11 protein-coding genes and 1 pseudogene are annotated in these 18,458 nt (G+C 44.7%); 2 read left to right on the forward strand and 10 right to left on the reverse strand.

All coding sequences use genetic code 11. The features are described from left to right. Positions 1 to 2,812: pseudogene (locus ASE42_RS19360) on the forward strand (beta strand repeat-containing protein); the annotation flags it as partial. A gap of 21 nt (positions 2,813 to 2,833) precedes the next feature. On the opposite strand, the gene ASE42_RS11285 reads toward ASE42_RS19360, so the two are convergent. From ASE42_RS11285 to ASE42_RS11325, 9 genes are all read right to left on the reverse strand, one after another. After that, positions 2,834 to 3,394: a CatB-related O-acetyltransferase gene (locus ASE42_RS11285; RefSeq protein ID WP_041117656.1), complete on the reverse strand. Its 561-nt coding sequence runs from the start codon at positions 3,392 to 3,394 to the stop codon at positions 2,834 to 2,836. A gap of 64 nt (positions 3,395 to 3,458) precedes the next feature. Beyond that, positions 3,459 to 4,826, reverse strand: coding sequence for an MATE family efflux transporter (locus ASE42_RS11290; protein ID WP_029705978.1), 1,368 nt, complete (start codon positions 4,824 to 4,826; stop codon positions 3,459 to 3,461). A 25-nt stretch (positions 4,827 to 4,851) separates the two neighbouring features. Next, a complete protein-coding gene (gene dacB, locus ASE42_RS11295) occupies positions 4,852 to 6,336 on the reverse strand; it encodes a D-alanyl-D-alanine carboxypeptidase/D-alanyl-D-alanine-endopeptidase (protein ID WP_056767016.1) in 1,485 nt (494 codons plus the stop codon). A 126-nt stretch (positions 6,337 to 6,462) separates the two neighbouring features. After that, positions 6,463 to 7,437 (reverse strand): pectinesterase family protein, encoded by a 975-nt coding sequence (locus ASE42_RS11300; protein ID WP_056767018.1) that lies wholly within the window; start codon positions 7,435 to 7,437, stop codon positions 6,463 to 6,465. Positions 7,438 to 7,526: 89 nt separating this feature from the next. Beyond that, positions 7,527 to 8,228 (reverse strand): DUF421 domain-containing protein, encoded by a 702-nt coding sequence (locus ASE42_RS11305; RefSeq protein WP_024422641.1) that lies wholly within the window; start codon positions 8,226 to 8,228, stop codon positions 7,527 to 7,529. 66 nt (positions 8,229 to 8,294) lie between these two features. Next, complete coding sequence (nirD, locus tag ASE42_RS11310) at positions 8,295 to 8,618, reverse strand: nitrite reductase small subunit NirD (protein WP_056767019.1); 324 nt, start codon at positions 8,616 to 8,618, stop codon at positions 8,295 to 8,297. A 23-nt stretch (positions 8,619 to 8,641) separates the two neighbouring features. After that, entirely contained in the window at positions 8,642 to 11,053 is a 2,412-nt protein-coding gene (gene nirB, locus ASE42_RS11315; protein ID WP_056767021.1) for a nitrite reductase large subunit NirB, read from the reverse strand. Positions 11,054 to 11,122: 69 nt separating this feature from the next. After that, the gene (gene nasC, locus ASE42_RS11320) at positions 11,123 to 13,282 is read right to left on the reverse strand and encodes an assimilatory nitrate reductase catalytic subunit NasC (RefSeq protein WP_056767023.1); all 2,160 of its coding nucleotides are present in this window, start codon (positions 13,280 to 13,282) and stop codon (positions 11,123 to 11,125) included. Next, entirely contained in the window at positions 13,279 to 15,528 is a 2,250-nt protein-coding gene (locus ASE42_RS11325; protein WP_056767025.1) for an FAD-dependent oxidoreductase, read from the reverse strand. Before ASE42_RS11325 ends, nasC begins: the two co-directional genes overlap by 4 nt. A gap of 171 nt (positions 15,529 to 15,699) precedes the next feature. Between ASE42_RS11325 and ASE42_RS11330 the strand changes: the two genes are divergently transcribed. Continuing rightward, positions 15,700 to 16,902, forward strand: coding sequence for an MFS transporter (locus tag ASE42_RS11330; RefSeq protein WP_056767027.1), 1,203 nt, complete (start codon positions 15,700 to 15,702; stop codon positions 16,900 to 16,902). A 60-nt stretch (positions 16,903 to 16,962) separates the two neighbouring features. Here ASE42_RS11330 and gltD read toward each other — a convergent pair whose 3' ends face one another. Beyond that, positions 16,963 to 18,447 carry a glutamate synthase small subunit gene (gltD, locus tag ASE42_RS11335; protein ID WP_024428371.1) on the reverse strand — a complete coding sequence of 495 codons (1,485 nt, stop codon included), beginning with the start codon at positions 18,445 to 18,447 and terminating at the stop codon, positions 16,963 to 16,965. Positions 18,448 to 18,458 lie beyond the last annotated feature (11 nt).

Below are 18,458 nucleotides of genomic sequence, written 5' to 3' on the forward strand. Positions count from 1 at the left end.
GGTATCACTGGACCAACAGGGCCTACCGGCGCTACAGGCAGCACTGGACCAACGGGTCCTACCGGCGCTACGGGGATCACTGGTTCAACAGGGCCTACCGGCGCCACAGGGATCACCGGATTAACTGGGCCTACTGGTGCAACGGGGATTACTGGATCAACAGGGCCTACCGGTGCGACGGGGATTACTGGATCTACTGGTGATACGGGTGCCACTGGTATCACTGGACTAACAGGTCCTACCGGCGCTACAGGGATCACTGGAGATACCGGACCTACTGGTGCAACTGGGATCACTGGATCAACAGGTCCTACTGGTGCGACGGGGATCACTGGTCCTACCGGCGCTACAGGGATCACTGGAGATACCGGACCTACTGGTGCRACKGGGATCACYGGATCAACAGGTCCTACTGGTGCGACGGGGATCACTGGATCAACTGGTGATACGGGTGCCACTGGTATCACTGGTTCAACAGGTCCTACCGGCGCKACGGGGATCACTGGGGCTACTGGAGATACGGGCGCTACAGGGATCACTGGTTCAACAGGTCCTACTGGTGCGACGGGGATCACTTCAACTGGTGATACGGGTGCCACTGGTATCACTGGTTCAACAGGTCCTACCGGCGCGACGGGGATCACTGGGGCTACTGGAGATACGGGCGCTACAGGTATCACTGGTTCAACAGGTCCTACCGGCGCGACAGGGATTACTGGATCAACAGGGCCTACCGGTGCGACGGGGATCACCGGAACAACTGGAGATACGGGTGCTACAGGCAGCACTGGACCAACAGGTCCTACCGGCGCGACAGGGATCACTGGAGATACCGGACCTACTGGTGCAACTGGKATCACTGGTTCAACAGGTCCTACTGGTGCGACGGGGATCACTGGATCAACTGGTGATACGGGTGCTACAGGCAGCACTGGACCAACAGGTCCTACCGGCGCGTACCGGCGCTACGGGGATCACTGGGGCTACTGGAGATACGGGCGCTACAGGKATCACTGGTTCAACAGGTCCTACTGGTGCGACGGGGATCACCGGATCAACTGGTGATACGGGTGCTACAGGTATCACTGGGGCTACAGGACCTACCGGCGCGACGGGGATCACTGGGGCTACTGGAGATACGGGTGCTACAGGCAGCACTGGACCAACAGGTCCTACCGGCGCTACGGGGATCACTGGGGCTACTGGAGATACGGGCGCTACAGGGATCACTGGTTCAACAGGTCCTACTTCAACTGGTGATACGGGTGCCACTGGTATCACTGGTTCAACAGGTCCTACCGGCGCGACGGGGATCACTGGGGCTACTGGAGATACGGGCGCTACAGGKATCACTGGTTCAACAGGTCCTACCGGCGCTACAGGGATTACTGGATCAACAGGGCCTACCGGTGCGACGGGGATCACCGGATCAACTGGTGATACGGGGGCTACAGGGATCACTGGGGCTACAGGACCTACCGGCGCGACGGGGATCACTGGGGCTACTGGAGATACGGGCGCTACAGGGATCACTGGTTCAACAGGTCCTACTGGTGCGACGGGGATCACTGGAACAGGTCCTACCGGCGCGACGGGGATCACTGGGGCTACTGGAGATACGGGCGCTACAGGGATCACTGGTTCAACAGGTCCTACTGGTGCGACGGGGATCACCGGATCAACTGGAGATACGGGGGCTACAGGGATCACTGGGGCTACAGGACCTACYGGTGCGACGGGGATTACTGGATCTACTGGAGATACGGGGGCTACAGGCAGCACTGGACCAACAGGTCCTACCGGCGCTACAGGGATTACCGGATCAACTGGACCTACTGGTGCRACKGGGATTACTGGATCWACTGGTGACACTGGACCAACAGGTCCTACCGGCGCTACAGGGATTACCGGATCAACTGGACCTACTGGTGCAACTGGGATTACTGGATCAACTGGTGATACGGGTGCCACTGGGATCACTGGACCAACAGGTCCTACCGGCGCTACAGGGATCACTGGATCAACTGGACCTACCGGGGCTACAGGTATCACTGGATCAACTGGACCTACCGGCGCCACAGGGATCACCGGATTAACCGGACCTACCGGGGCTACGGGGATCACTGGATCAACTGGAGATACGGGTGCCACTGGGATCACTGGACCAACAGGTCCTACCGGCGCTACAGGGATCACTGGATCAACTGGTCCTACTGGTGCAACTGGGATCACCGGATTAACCGGACCTACCGGGGCTACGGGGATCACTGGGTCAACTGGACCTACTGGGGCTACAGGGATCACTGGTTCAACAGGTCCTACCGGCGCCACTGGTATCACTGGGGCTACAGGACCTACTGGTGCAACGGGAATCACCGGGGCTACTGGAACAGGTGGTTTTACAGATACTGCACTTTATGCTGCTAATAGTTCTGGACCTACCATTGTTACTGTAGCCGGTGGAACGAATATTCCTCTGCCAAACTTTCAAAACATTACTGGTTTTACGGCAAACGGCACAAGCACTGTTTTTACCGTTCTGCAAACTGGTAAATATTATATTACGTATCAAGTCAACACCACTACAGCTCTTTTGATTAGTACACGTTTGCTATTAAATGGAGCAACTACTATTTCTGGTTCTGTTCAAGCACCTGTTATCTCAACTTCATTAATCAACAACACTGTTATTGTTAATTTAACAGCTGGTAATACCATCTCACTGCAGTTTTTTGGGGCAGTTGTCACAGCTATTTTAGTTGGCGGGGGCGGTGCTGCAGGTGCTACCTTGACCATCATACGGCTCAGCTAAAAATAAAAAAGAAAGGCTTTCTCAGCCTTTCTTTTTTATATCTTCTATTACAGTTATACAACGTTCAATATCATGAGATTGTAAAAGTTGAAAAATAGATTGGATGATTGAAAACTCCAAATTCCACCATTCTAATAACTGCAGTTTTTCGATTATTTCGGATGAAAATCGATATTTCATGAGCTGCTGGGGATTTCCTGCGGCAATTGCATATGGCGGCACATCTTTTGTGATCACACTATTTGCCCCGATCACGGCCCCGTTTCCTATACATACTCCTGACATAATCGTTGCACCATATCCAATCCATACGTCATGTCCAATATGAACATCCCCCTTCGATTTGGGATGTCCTTTAATATGAGCAGCTTCTTTAAAAATTTGATTAAACGGATACGTTGTGACCCAATCAGTACGGTGTTCCCCGCCTAGAAAAATTTTCACCTCGTTTGCAATGGAACAAAACTTCCCAATATGTAATGTCGTTCCTTCCCCCCAAGTCAACACTTGGAAATCTGGCCCGGCATAAGAAAAGTCACCAATATTGTGCGAGCTCAGTTCACTTCTTTGATTCAAAAACATAGAAGATTCGGCCTCCTTAAAAGTGAGAGATCTTCGTATGTATATGCTGCCTCACACCTTTACATTATGATTGAACAAGCGAGACAATTTGTTTTTTCTTCCATACGAGCTGATAGTAGCTGTATTGGAGGAGTAAGTTCACAAAAAAAGCAGCTGGGTAGCCAATCCATATTCCTTTAATGCCAAGAGATGTATAGTGTGATAGCACATAAGCGACTGGTACTTCTACAAGCCAAATGGAACAAATACTAAAGATCGTCGGCCAAAGAACCGTCCCGCTTGCTCTCATTGTGGCTGCAACAATTTGGGCCGTTCCAAAAATGAGATAGCTCCATAGTGTAATGACGACCAAACTATAGGCAATGTCTATCGTCTTAGGATCTGTTAAAAAGATAGATAAAATCTGCGGTGCAAAAATATAAACGAAAATAATGATACATCCGCCTATGGCAAAGTTAAGACCTAACCCAATTTTAATGACATCTTTCAGTCGATTCATATTTCCTGCACCAATGAATTGTGCTGCAAAGATCGAGACCGCAATACCAAGACTCACTGCCGGCATCTGCACATAACTTACGACTTGATTGACAACACCATAGGCAGCTGTCGCCTGTGATCCATAATCGTTAACGAAAGAAATAACGGCAATTTCTGATAAAGAAATGAGGATCATATTAATGCTTGATGGGATACTAAGCTTTAATAACGTTTTTAATAGATCCCCTTTCATCAATAAATGCTTTCTCACCGATGCATCAATGCGAAGCGGATGCTTTGTCTTATATAAGTAGATATGTAGAATGATAAACGTCACAATTGTTGAAATCACAGAAGCATACGCAGCGCCGTATAAGCCGAACGCCGGCAGTCCCAGCCAGCCAAATAATAAAATGGGCAGCATCAAAATATTCGTTGCCGTACTAATCATTAAAAAATAAAAAGGTGTTTTCGAATCCCCTGTTCCCCTCAAGAAGGTCGTATAAACAAAATAAAGAAATAAGATCGGCATTGAGATGAATAGAATTCTGGCATATGCCGCACTTTCCTCCACGATATTAGCGGGTGTTCCCATGAGGTTTAAGATATCAGTTGCGAAAAAACCTCCAATGATCGCTAAAGATACTCCGATTAAAAAAGTGAATGAAAGCGTTGTGCCAATAATTTCTTTTAATTTCTGTTCATTTTTTGCTCCATACGCTTGTCCAATAAGGATCGAGCTTCCCGATCCAATGCCAATGGAAAAAGAAACGAGTAAAAAGAAAAGCGGAAAGAATGCAGAAATGGCAGCTACTGCATCCTCTCCAATCCATCTTCCGACAAGAACAATTGACACTAATTGTCCGATCGATTGCAAAATATTACTTAGCAAAAGCGGGATGAGAAAAATGGACATGGTTTTTACTAAAGATTGATTATTATCTAACGTCATGATGGTTCTCCTTCTCTCTCTAAATCTAAAGATTCTCAGCTAGTATGCTGACAATACGGTCTTCTATCTCTTTCCCTTTTTCGTCATCAACAAGGTGATTTAATAAAATGGAAAAAGCGAGCGTTTTTCCGCCCTGCGTGTCAATATATCCAGAAAGTGTGCTAACCGTTGTTAACGACCCTGTTTTTGCACGTACTTTTTCTAGTGTAGCTGGTTCCTTCAATCTGTTCCTTAACGTTCCCCCCACCATTCGTTCACTTGCCCCTGCTAAAGGGAGCGCATGTTCATAGGTTTTAAACCATTTTTCCTTTTGAATGTTTGTCAAAAATAAAGTGAACTGGTTAGCAGAGACAAGGTTAATAGGTGATATCCCCGATCCGTCACGCAGCACTGCAAGCGAAGGATCAACGCCAAACGCAGGAAGCCGTTCATTCATGACGTCCAGCCCAGCTTCAAAGCTCCCTTTGTTCTTCACTTTTTTGCCTAGTTCCTTTAGCAAAATTTCTGCATGGGTATTGTTGCTTAATTTCATCATAGGAACAAGCAGCTCTGATAATGGCATCGATGTATGGGAGGCAATTTTTTTGGCTTTTTTAGGAACTTGTTTTGATTTCAGCGGTCCCTTTACTTGAATCCCTTCCGCCTTTAACGCTCGTTTCATTAAGTCTAAAGCATAGGCGGCCGGATCCCATAAAGCTACCCATTGTTTAGATGAGCTTGCTTTAACCGGAATGGTTCCAGTCAACGTTATCTTGTTGGTTCCGTGAGAGCGCTTAAAAGAAATTTTCTTTTTTCCGCCTTCTGGAACTGTTTTCACTTGATTGATGACTTGAGCGACATCCGTCTTCGGGATCATATCATAGGCGGCTTTCTGTCCTGCTTTTTTTCCTGGCTTTACTTCGAGAATCACGGTCCCTGCATCATAATCTTGATTCGGTGAAGCCGTGAGAGCAGAAATTTGTGCCCCGTAATATTGATCCTCATCACTCCAAGGCAGGTCAATCGAGTATCTCGTGTCATCAAACCAAGTGTCATCTGCCGCAAGCTGTCCGCGAATGGTATGTATTCCGGCCTTTTTGACCTGTTTGGCGAGTGCTGCAAAATCCTCCTCTAATAAAGTTGGATCGCCGGTGCCACGAAGATAAAGGCTGCCATGTAGCGTTTTCTTTTGAATGGAACCATCCATCCAGATGTCTGTAGGGAATGTGTGTGTTTCTCCAAGTATATCAAGTGCGATGGCTGATGTGAGCAGTTTCGTATTAGAAGCAGGAGTGAGACGAATATCGGCTTGATGTTCATAAAGAAGAGATGTGTCAGAAGTATCGCGGACGCTGATGCCAGAGATCGCGCCCTCTAAATCAGGTGCTGTTCGTATGAATTCGTCTAAAGCTGTGATCCAATGAAGGGAATCGTCACGAGCTTTGAGTTGTTCATCTTTCGCTGAAAAAGGGAGAAATAAAATCGACAGGATACATATTTGTAAAAACATGAGCTGTGAAAAACGCTTCACGCAATCCCTCCTTTTTGTTGCAGCCAATTTTAGAAGAATATGTTCATTATACACAAAAGAACGTTTGTTCTCAAAGGTTTTTTAAACAGAAAAGTCAGCTTTCTTTGACGAAAACTGACAAGCCCTTTACCTCTTTTCTGGATTCCAGCCATCGGCTCCGCCAAGAACAGCCTGAACTGTGATTTGACTTGCTTCATTTTGGGTTAAAATGGTTGACCATTTTACGCGGTTTGCTGGGCTGCTTCCTGCTCCTGTCGATCCAAATTCTTTGTACCTGGCCGTTCTTTCGTTGTCACGGTTATCCCAGTTATGCCATCCCTCCGCTTTTATATGGTCATCCATTTTTGTATGGAGGAATGTCACAGCCGAATAAGGTCTCCACGGACGTCCTAAATAAACCGATTGCGCAGCTGCCGTTCCCTTTTTCAACGTAGAATCTATGAATACATAGCCGTACCTTTGTGCTTCTGTTGTGGATGCTGCAGTAATATACCCATTTCCAAGACTTTTTATTTCAGCTCTTTTAAACACAGCTGTGGCTGATCCAAAAATAAAATCGACCGTGCCTTCAATATAGCAGTTTTCGTAATATTGCCGCCCTGTGCCTGTTGCATAAAGTGTATCTTGATAGCCTAACACACGTATTTGTTTGAACACAGCCCGGTCGCCAGACACATACAGCGCAACTGCCTGACCCGCATGTCTGCCAGCTGTATTTTGAAAAGTGATATTTTCTGCATAAAAATCGTTTGCACGAATCATTGTGCTTGAGCTGTTTGTTGTACTGCCGGTGCTTGCATTTGTATCATCATACGTAAGAATCGTTTTGTGCTGGTTTTCGCCAATAAAGGATACGTGTGGTTTATTTTGCGGAAGCAATATTTTTTCTTTATATACGCCATTTTTAATATAGATCGTTGCCGGTTGTTGATTGTTTGCTGGAATCGCATCAATGGCAGACTGAACGGTGCGGTATGTCCCGCTTCCCTTTTGATCAACGACAAGGACACGGTTATGCCCAGCTTCTGCTGCTTGAAGTGAAGCTGGGTCAAAAAGAAAGAAAGACAAGACCATGACCATCCATATGTTTCTAAGTTTCATCACATATCTCCCCCCTCATTTTGTGAACGTTTTCATCAAACATTCTTTTTGATCCTATTCCGTACACGCACAAAAAAACACCCACGTTTTTATGTTGTGGATGTTTTTTTAGACTTTTCATATTGCATCGCATAAATCCCTTCATTTTCAATCCATTCACAAAATAGAACGTCTCGATAAGAGGAAATATGCTGCTTTTTTAATTGCTCATTCAGCCAGGATTCATCAAAGCCGGCTTCTTGAAGATCTTTTTTTAAAATTTCGCCGTCAATAATAAACGTTCTAGGCAATTTCACTTCTTTTCCCTTCACGTTCACATCTTCGGCTGTGGCTGGGGCGTATTTCATTTTCGGAAGAACGCTGACAGAGCCGTCCGTTTCCAAAATAGCATATTCAATTTCATTCAGGGCAAAATGACCTTTTGCGCGAACCAGTGTCTGCAGCTGATTGATATCAAGCATATTTTTCTTCAACCGGTTGTAGTGAATCTTCCCCTTATCAATCACAAGAGTAGGTCTTCCTTCTAAAAAAGCGCGAATGGATTTAAAGCGCTGTGAAAGCCATTCAACTGTATAAATGAGAACGCCCCATACTGCAACAGCAAATAAAATGTGCTGAATCCTGACTTCCGGATCAAAAATAGCGTTTCCGACCATTTCGCCTAAAATTAGTGCAGAAATGAAATCAAACGGTGTGATTTGTGCAAATTGTGTTTTCCCTAATAATTTTGTAATAAAAAATAAAGCGAAGAATCCGATTAAGAGTTCAATCAAAATATTAACGAACGGCACAAAGATTCCTTCCTTTCTTGCTGCATTTATATACAGCATATACATGAAAGGAAGGATCTAAACCATTTATGAAGGCAATAAAATAAAGACATTGTCCCCTTCAACGAATGTTTCATATGTTTTAACGCATCCGTGATCTGGTGCTTGTACGTTTCCTGATGAAAGATCAATTTTCCAATCATGCATTGGACAGAAAACGTGATTGCCGCTGACCATGCCTTCAGCCAGAACGCCGCCTTTATGAGGACAGCGATTTTCAATGGCTTTGAACTGCTTATTAGAGGTTTGAAAAACAGCTAATTCAAGTGGACCGGCTTCAACTGTTTTCCCTAGCTGGAGCGGAAAATCTGATAGGGTGCCAATGTGAACTTTAACAACTGAAACTGTCATATGATCTCATCCCTTCAATTGATTTATACGGAAGCCGTCGCTTTTTGAAATAATTGTCTCGTGTCTTTTTGGCTCTCGCGAAGCTCCTGCCAAGGCTCTTCATATGTTGAAAGCGCAATGTCCATTCTTTCGATTAAGGCTGCTCGTTTTTCATCATCTAGGAGTACTGATTGAATATGCTCTAACCCAAGTCGCTCAACCCAAGCAGAGGTTCTTTCTAAATAATTTGCCGTTTCTCTGTAATATTGAAGGTATGCTGCGGCCATTTGCTCTACTTCTTCTGCTGTACTGACCTTCATTAATAAATCTCCAGCCCGCAGGTGTGTGCCGCCATTTCCGCCGGCGTACAATTCAAACCCTCCATCTATCCCCACGATACCGAGGTCTTTAATTCCGGACTCTGCACAGTTTCTTGGACAAGCAGAGACGGCCATTTTTACTTTATGAGGTGTCGCAAGACCTTCAAATTTCTTTTCAAGTGCAATTCCAAGAGCCATGGAGTCCTGCGTGCCGAACCTGCAAAATTGTTCTCCAACACATGTTTTAACTGTTCTTAAAGATTTCCCATATGCATAACCCGATGGCATATCTAGATCCGCCCACACTTTTGGTAAATCTTCTTTTTTGACACCTAGAAGATCGATACGCTGACCGCCAGTCATTTTCACAAGCGGTATTTCATATTTGTCGACGACATCGGCTATTTTCCTCAAGTCATTTGCATTGGTGACGCCGCCGTACATTCGCGGAACAACTGAATAGGTACCATCGTTTTGAATATTGGCATGCATGCGTTCATTTACAAAGCGTGAGCTCTTTTCATCTTTGTATTCAAGTGGATAAAGCATGCCTAAATAATAATTCAGTGCAGGTCGGCATTTTGAACAGCCCTCTTCTGTATTCCAGTCAAGTACATTCATCACTTCTTTGACATGCTGCAAGCCTTTTTCTTTGATTTCATAAATGACTTCATCTCGTGAAAGAGTGGTGCAGGCGCAGATGGTTTCTTTTTGGGCTGTCCGGCTTGCATCCTCACCTAGCGTATGCCAAAGAATCTCTTCGACAACAGGCTGACAGCCTCCGCAAGATCGTGAGGCACTTGTACATTGCTTGACTTCCTGAAACGTTGTTAAGCCTTCTTTCTGAATGGCTTCTACAATCTGCCCTTTTGACACGCCATTACAGCCGCAAACGATATGGTCGTTTGCCATGCTGTCAATCGTGCTTTCTTGCGCCGGATCATTGGAGGTTAAGACAGATACCTTCTCCATATCCGACATATCTATTCCTTCTTTAATGTACGAGAATAAACGAGGTCCGTCGCTTGTTTCTCCAAACATGACGGCGCCTACTAATCGGTTTTGCTGGAAGACGAGTTTTTGATAGATGCCTTTTTGTTCGTCAAAAATTTTAATCGCCTTTTTCTCATCGTTTTCAATAAAATCACCAGCTGAAAACACATCAACTCCTGATACTTTCAGCTGTGTTGACAGAACAGAGCCTTCATATGGAGCAGGGTTCAAGCCGCATACATGCTTGGCAAGTACAGTCGCTTGATCGTATAAAGGAGCAACTAATCCGTACGTTTGTCCCCTGTGTTCCACACATTCTCCGACGGCATAAATGCCCGGGACACTCGTTTCCATAAAATCATTGACGATAATCCCACGGTTCACTTCAAGCCCGCTTATTTCTGCAAGCATTTTACTCGGTTTAATTCCCGCAGCCATGACAACTAGGTCTGCCTCAAGTGTAGTGCCGTCTGAAAATAATAAACCTTCTACTCTTGTATCTCCTAAAATCTCATTTGTCTGTTTTCCAAGCAGGAATTTCATCCCCTGTTCTTCTAATGCTTTTTGAAGAAGCTGTCCTGCAATAGGGTCTAGCTGGCGTTCCATTAAATGAGAGCCGAGGTGAATGACATTCACTTCCATGCCTAAGTTTAATAGACCGCGTGCTGCTTCAAGCCCAAGGAGTCCGCCTCCGATGACTGCTGCTTTTTTGTACATATTAGAGGCATTGACCATTTCCTCAGTGTCTTGCAATGTACGAAAAGCCGTTACGCCTTTTTTATCACTCCCTGGAATTGGCAGGATAAATGGAAGTGACCCTGTTGCTAAAATCAATCGGTCATAATATACGGTCCGTCCTTGATCACTGGTGACTGTTTGGTTCTCTGTATCGATCTTCACAATGGTCTCGTTTGTAAACAGCTGAATATCATGCTTTTGATACCAGTTCCAATCGTTTAACGTAATATCTTCGACTTTCGTATCCCCTTGAAGCACTTTCGATAAAAGAATTCGGTTATAGTTAGGATGCGGTTCAGTCCCAAATACCGTCATGTCGAATCGTTCGCCGTCTGTTTTTAAAATGTTTTCAAGGCTTCGAATGCCGGCCATACCGTTCCCTACTAATACGAGTTTTTCTTTCATGAAAAAACACCCCTCATGTGATCATTTTTTAGAAAGTACCACACTCTAAACATAGATGGAAAATACATGTTAAAATTTCTCACATAGTTTTTCATTCACGTAGGCTGACAGCTGTACAGGACAATATTTAAAGCCTGGCATTTTACTGTACGGATCTAGTTGATCATCAATTAATTGATTAATTGATTGATGTTTGCTCCAGTGAAATGGAACAAATACGGTATCTTTTCGAATGGTGTCTGATATGCGGCATCTGATGATAACACTTCCTCTTTTTGACTTGATGGTCACGAGCTCCCCGTGCTGAAGTCCATACGTTTTCGCTGTATCAGGATGAAGCTCTGCATATGCTTCAAACTGTCTGGCAACAAGAGAGGTGCTCCTTCTTGTTTGAACGCCTGTTTGGTAATGAGCCATCACCCTGCCGGTCGTTAAATAAAGAGGGTATTCTTGACTGACGGGTTCCTTTGCAGCCTTTTTATCGTGTGTGACGACGGCAAACTTCGCTAAACTGTCAGAATGTGAGAATGCATGTTCAAATAATCTTTCAGTTCCCGGGTCTTCTAAATGAGTACAAGGCCACTTTATGCCTTGTTCCTTCCTCAGCCTTTCATAGGTTATGCCTGAATAATCAGCCTTTGCACCTTTCGTTACGGCTCTTAATTCCTCAAAGATCTCTTCTGCGGATGAAAAGGAAAAATGGCTGCCTTTGCCTAATACAGCTGCTATTTCACAAATGATTTGCCAATCGTGCTTTCTTTGGTGTTTAAGTGGATATGTTGCTTCTCTAAGCGTAACGCGCCCCTCTACGTTTGTCACGGTACCTTCATCCTCTAAATATGACGAAGCAGGTAAAATTACATCTGCCAGCGCAGCTGTCTCAGACATAAATAAATCAACGGCAACAAAAAAGGACAAGTTCTTGATGGCTTGCTGAATCAAGTGCGCATTTGGCCCTGACTGGACAGGATTTGAGCACATTAAAAAGAGCGCTTTGATTTCACCTGCCTGCATTTTTTCAAACATTTCAAAAGCAGACACACCCTTTCCTGGAAGTTCCTTTTCATCAATGTTCCATCGTTCAGCCATTTCTTTTCTGTGAGCAGGATTTGAGATATCTCGATATCCTGGAAGCTGATCTGCTTTTTGCCCATGCTCTCTTGCTCCCTGGCCATTTCCCTGGCCGGTTATTGCGCCATAGCCGCATCCAAAGCGGCCGATCTTCCCAGTAACAAGCAGAATATTCAGGAAATTACGGACAGAGGCTGTACCGTCTATTTGCTGCTCAATGCCTCTTGCTGTAAAAATCATGCCTGTCTTTTCTTGCGCGAATTTCCGTGCTATTTTCTGCATCACATCAATCGTCACGCCAGTTTGCTCAGCAATGTCTGGCAAGGAGATGCGTGAGGTGTGCTCCTTTAGTTCTTGGAAACCTGATGTTCGTTGATGAATAAATGATTCATCGATTAAATGCTCATGCAGCATGATGTGCAATATGCCGTTTGCCAGTGCGGCATCAGACCCTGGTTTGAGGCTGACATGTAAATCGGCTAATTGGGCTGTCGGAGTTTTTCGCGGATCAATGACGATGAGAAAAGCGCCATTGTTTTTTGCCTCTTCTATGTAGGGCAGGAAGGTTGGCTGACATTCCGCTATATTCGTTCCAACCAATATCAACACCCGTGCATGCTTGATGTCGCTTAAAGGAAAGCTCAGACCACGGTCAAGTCCGAATGTTTGATTTGCGGCAGTTGCTGCCGAAGACATACATAGTCTGCCGTTATAATCGATGTATTTCGTTTTCAGCGCCACTCTTGCAAATTTCCCGAGTAAGTACGCTTCCTCATTTGTAATTGATGCGCTTCCGTACACACTGATCACATCATGGCCATGTGACAGCTGAAGGGATTCTATGTTTGTTTTGATTTCTTCGAGAGCCTCCTGCCATGTCGCTTTTACAAATTGTCCGTTTCTTTTGATCAGCGGGTGATTCAGGCGATCTTTATGAAGCGCGTGCTGGTGGGCATGCTGTCCTTTCATACAAAGTCTTCCGTGCGTAGTTGGATTGTGTACACCAATCGTTTGGTAACGTGTTCGCCCTTCCACATGCTGCTCGATTAATTGCATTTTGCACTGCATACTGCAAAAAGGACATTGGGCTGGGAAGACTCGCTTTTGTTCTTCCTGCTTTGATTTTTGCTGGGCATATTGTAAAAAAGATTGACTCATACCTTCACATCCTTATGTCTTACATTTCCTTGTCTGCTTTGGTCAAATTGCGCACAGAGGTCTTCTCTTATTTCCTCATCAAGTAACTTTTCTCGAATAGAAATGTTTCCTTGCCGTGACAGCCAATCGCCAATAGATTCTTGAAAGTAAGCATTTTTTCTATACTCTTCAAGCAGCGCTTTTAAAAAAGAAATAAGCTCACTTGAATGAGCCAAGGTGTAAAAAAGCTGGCCTCCTATATAAATGTTCCATTCACCCAGCTGCTTTTTCAGACAGATATCATCAATTGGAGCAAGTTTACACGTGCAAGAAGCACCGGTGATATGAATGGAGGTGACAGCTGGTAAAAGTGTATCTTCCACTTGTCTTTCCAGCTCCATCACAAGTGACGTGACAGCTGGATCGTCACAGTCGCATGAAAGGATATGAGATAGTCTTCTTTTCTCATTAGGCATAATTGGCCAATGATTTTTGACGATTTGTGCCGCCTGTTTTGACACACCGATGAGCCGTATTCGTTTATGCCTTGTCAGCTCTGCCTGCTCAATCAGCCCGTTCTCTAACAAAGACGTAATGATTTTCAAAAAATCCAGATCAAGCCGGCCCCCATATAATTGAGGAATCAACACGTCTTCCTGTTCAGCAGCGCCAATTTTTTCCACCGATCTTTGGAATTGCTCGAGATAGTATTGAATGGCCGGCCGGCAGATACCGCAGCCGTGATTCGTTTTCCATTGAAAATGTCTTCTTATTTCTTTAGCATTCACCTGCTGCTGCTTTTGAATAAACGAAAAAATGGTCTGCTCCTCTACTTCTGTACATGGACAAAAAAAGGCCTGCGATTCCGTTTGTTCATGTGATGGTAACTGGCAGCAAGCACGGACGAGCTCTTGACAGCCGCCGCACCCAGTTGCTGCTCCTGTCTTTTTTTTCACCTCGTCTAAGTTTGTCAGCTGATGAACCGAAATGCTTTTTAAAATCGTCCCTTTTGTAACGGTTTGACATTGGCAGACGAGGTCTTCCATTTTTAATGAATCTAGTGGGGATGATGGCTTTTCATGAAGGGCTTTCATGACCACACTTTTATCACGTCCCACTTTTACATCTTGCAAAAGCTGATCGGCATTCCCCAGCTCTCCGACGAATAAAATACCTGCCAGCGCCTGACGTTCAAAGACGAATTTTTTATACACCTCTTGCTCTTCATCTAAATAAGTCACAGCTGACATAAACGGAGAATGATGTTCAATACATCCAGCAGAATAAATCGGCAAATCAGGTACTTTTAATTTTGTTGAGTAAATGGGCTTTGGTGTATGTGTGATTTTTTCTCCTAAAAGATGCTTAGCGAGCACGCTTGCTTGTTCATAAATGGGCTGAACAAGGCCATGCACCATCCCTTGGTGCTCTGCACATTCTCCAATCGCATAAATATTCGGGATATTAGTCTCCATCACGTCATTGACAACAATGGCTTTTCTCGTGTGTATGCCATGATTCTCTGCAAGCTGTATATTCGGACGGATACCTGTTGTAAAAACAACAAGATCAGCATCCACGATGTCTCCATTTTTCAATAGAACGCCTTCTACCCTCTCACCGCCTAAGCATGCAATGGTATGGGCATTTGTTTTCACCTGAATGCCTTTTCTTATGAATTTTCGCTGTAATAATCCGGCTGCTGTTTCATCTAATTGGCGCTGCATCAGCCGCTCCGTATGATGAATGATGGTCGTTTCAAGCCCCGCCATCTGCAGACCAGCTGCTACCTCCACACCAAGCACGCCGCCTCCGATCACTGCTGCTTGTTGATAATGCACCGCATCGGCACAAATGGCCTCATAATCATCAATTGTCCGAAAAGCGTATATCCCTTTTTTGGACACACCCTGAATAGGAAGAAAATTTGGCGATGAACCCGTTGCAATGACGAGCTTGTCATAGGGAATTTCCCGGCGCGCATCTGTCATGACACACTTTCGATTTGTATCGATATGTACAACTGATTCTCCTTTGTACAATGTGATGTCATGTGCGGTGTACCATTCTTTTTCCTTTAGTTGAATTTCAGCTAATGATTCGCTTTTTTGTAAAATCGACGAAAGTTTTATGCGATTGTAGGCAGAGTGCTTCTCTTTTCCAATGACTGTTATGGCATAATGTTCTGGCTGCTTTTGAATGATCTCTTCGATACATTTCATACTCGCCATGCCGTTTCCGATAAACACAAGTTTGCGTTTTGCCATCTGAAATCAACCTTTCTAAGCCTCTTGCTCGAGCACATTGTATGGATTGATTATGGCACACACTTGTAAAAAAGTGTTTATTCATGTCAATTTTTCTCACATAATACTTTCATTACATAAGTGAACTCGCTATCTTTAAGTCAGAAAATTCAAAAATAGAGGAGGCGTTTTATGAAACTCTCAGAATTAAAATCAAGTGGTCATCCTAAGACATTGTTTGGTTCCTTTTTATATTTTGATGTGAGCTTTATGATTTGGGTTTTGTTAGGGGCGCTGGGTGCTTTTATTGCACAAGATTTTGCTTTATCAACCGTAGAGAAAGGCATGATTGTGGCCATTCCAATTCTATCTGGTTCTTTTTTTCGGATTGTGCTTGGTTTATTCACCGATCGAATAGGACCTAAAAAGACCGCAGTGATAGGAATGCTTTTAACGACCATTCCGCTTATTTGGGGGTTTATCGCTGGTACAACCCTTTCAGAGCTTGTACTGATTGGGATTTTGCTTGGAGTAGCAGGAGCAAGTTTTGCTGTTGCTTTGCCAATGGCAAGCCGCTGGTATCCTCCTCACTTACAAGGAGTAGCCATGGGGATTGCAGGCGCCGGGAATAGTGGAACACTAATCTCCACCTTATTTGGTCCAAGGCTTGCGGAGATTTACGGGTGGCATGCCGTAATGGGGCTCGCTCTGATTCCGTTAAGTCTTGTCTTTTTGTTTTTTATTTTCACTGCAAAAGATGCACTAAATCAGCCCGCTCCTCAGCCGATTCGGTCGTACTTTTCAGTATTTCAAGTGAAATCGACATGGTTTTTCTGTTTGCTTTATGCGATCACATTCGGAGGGTTTGTCGGGCTTTCCAGTTTCCTCAGTATTTTCTTTGTGGATCAATATGGGGTTTCGAAGATTCATGCTGGTGATTTTGTGACACTTTGTGTGGCGGCAGGCAGCTTCTTTCGGCCTGTGGGCGGTCTCATTGCCGATAAAATAGGCGGAATGAAAGTACTGCTTGGATTATTCGGAATCATCGGCATCTGCTTAGGAGGCGTGAGCAGTCTTCCAGCTTTACCTGTGGTCATTGCGCTTTTATTTGTGGGGATGATGTGCCTTGGGATGGGAAATGGCGCTGTTTTTCAGCTGGTGCCTCAAGTATTTCATAAAGAAATTGGGATTGTGACCGGAATTGTTGGGGCTGCTGGAGGCATTGGCGGATTCTTTTTACCTAATATTCTTGGCAGTTTAAAAGAATTGACTGGCTCATATACGTTTGGCTTTTTGACCATTTCCCTTTTTGTTCTGATTGTCTTCCTCTGTTTAGTCGTATCGCAGCTTAAACGTAAAAAAGTGTTGATCAACCGTACCATTTCTGAATCATAAAAAGCCATGACCACACGTTGGTCATGGCTTTTCTTTATATTGTAACACCCTTTGTTTGACCTATTTTGGCAGAACCGAACTCCCCATTAAATAACGGTCTACCTCGTGCGCCACTTGTCTGCCTTCATTAATCGCCCAGACAATCAAGCTTTGCCCGCGTCTTGCATCTCCCGCTGCAAATACGCCTTCTACATTTGTTGTATATTCCCCATATTTTGCGTCAATGCGATTGTTTTTGCTGTCCACGCCAAAGTGTTTCACAAGCGGCTGTTCAGTTCCCTCAAAACCAATTGCAATAAAGACGAGCTGAGCAGGCCATACCTTTTCTGTCCCTGGAATTTCATGAAATTCAAACTTCCCTTGTTCGTTTTTCACCTTTTCCATTTGAATGGTATGAAGCTCTTTTAATTTTCCATTTTTATCTGCCACAATTTTTGTGGTTTGAATTGAATATTGACGCGGATCTTCTCCGAATTTTGCTTGTGCTTCTTCATAAGCATAATCCAGCGAGAAGACATAAGGCTGTTCTGGCCACATGTTATCCCCTACACGTGTATCCGGAAGCTTTGGATGCTTCCCGAATTGAACAACACTTTTTGCTTTTTGGCGAAGTGCAGTTGCAACGCAGTCCGCACCTGTATCTCCTCCGCCAATCACAATCACGTCTTTTCCTTTTGCATCAATGAAGTTTTTGTCTTTAAATCCTGAATCAAGCATGCTTTTCGTTGCGAGGGTTAAATAATCCATCGCAAGGTGAATTCCTTTTGCTTCCCGGCCTTCAATCAACAGATCACGCTGCTTTTGTGCACCTGTACAAAGGATAACTGCATCAAACTGCTCTTTCAGTTCGTCGGCAGTTATATCTACGCCGATTTCTGTGTTCGTCACAAAGTCAATGCCTTCTTGTCTGAGAAGTTTGACTCTTCGCTCGACCACTTCTTTGTCGAGCTTCATATTCGGAATCCCGTATGTCAGCAGTCCGCCAAGACGGTCAGAACGCTCGAACACTGTGACAGCGTGCCCTGCTTGGTTTAATTGATCAGCACTTGCAAGTCCTGCTGGGCCTGAGCCGACAATGGCAATTTTCTTCCCTGTACGGCTTGAAGGGATTCTTGGTGTGATCCATCCATTTTCAAAACCTTTATCAATGATCGTGCGTTCGATATTTTTAATCGAAACAGCCGGATCATTGATAGCGACTGTACATGACCCTTCACAAGGTGCAGGACATACTCTCCCAGTAAACTCTGGGAAATTATTTGTTTTTTGCAGTCTTTCGAGTGCTTCCTTCCATCTCCCGCGATAGACAAGATCATTCCATTCTGGAATTAAGTTGTAGATCGGGCAGCCAGACACGCCGCCCCTGATCTCCATCCCAATTTGACAAAACGGTGTTCCGCAATCCATACATCTAGCGCCCTGCTTTTTCAATACGTCATCTGTATAAGGAGCTGAATATTCTTTCCAGTCATTTTGACGAGTGAGAGGGTCACGTTCATTTGGCTTTTCTCTTTTATAATCCATAAAACCTGTTGCTTTGCCCATTGTCCTCTCCC

The organism is Bacillus sp. Root920 (assembly GCF_001429445.1).
Lineage (GTDB): Bacteria > Bacillota > Bacilli > Bacillales > Bacillaceae > Bacillus > Bacillus safensis.